The 648-nt window shown below is 73.3% G+C and carries 1 protein-coding gene; it reads right to left on the minus strand.

All coding sequences use genetic code 11. The features are described 5' to 3' along the window. A partial coding sequence (locus G5C51_RS42375) for an L-lactate permease (protein ID WP_206314904.1) occupies window positions 1-648 on the minus strand: 648 nt, incomplete at both ends.

Raw genomic sequence — 648 nt, forward strand, 5'->3', positions numbered from 1 at the left:
TACACAACCCCCGCCACCCCCAAGCCGAAGCGCAGCAATCCGTGCTCCGTCACCCCGCCCGCCTTTGCCCGGTCGCCGGCCACCGCCAGGATCAGCATGATCATCGGCAGTGAAGTGAAGACCGCATGGCCCGCCGCGCTGTTCTGCAAGGCCGCGAACCACACATCTAGGCCGGCACCGTCCGGGGCCAGGCGCTCCTGGAGCGGCATCATGAGCGCGTTGCCGCCGACGTTCGAGCCGGTCACGAAGCCGCCCAGCATTCCCAGTGCCGGCGCGGCAGCCGCGATCACCAGCGGTGGGGCACCGGCCACCGCTTCGCCCAGTTCCGCGATCATCCCGCTGTCCGCCATCAGCCGGCCCAGCACGACGAAGCCCGTCAGAGCGAGCAGCGGACGCCCCACCCGGGAGAGCGAGGCACGCGCGTCCGCCCCATTCGGCCGGCCGCGGTCGAGCAGCAGAGCGGCGGCCAGCAGGGGCAGGCCCGGGGACGACAGCAGCGCGAAGCTTGCGCCGCCCGCGTGCAGTTCGAGGCTCGGCAGTCCGGCGGCGGTCGCCGCGCGGAGCAGTGCGATGCCGCCGAGGACCAGCCCATACGCGGACAGGACCGAGCCCGGCGGCACCAGCGACCCCTCGGTCCCGGCACCTCCC

The organism is Streptomyces coryli, from assembly GCF_011044975.1.
GTDB lineage: Bacteria > Actinomycetota > Actinomycetes > Streptomycetales > Streptomycetaceae > Streptomyces > Streptomyces coryli.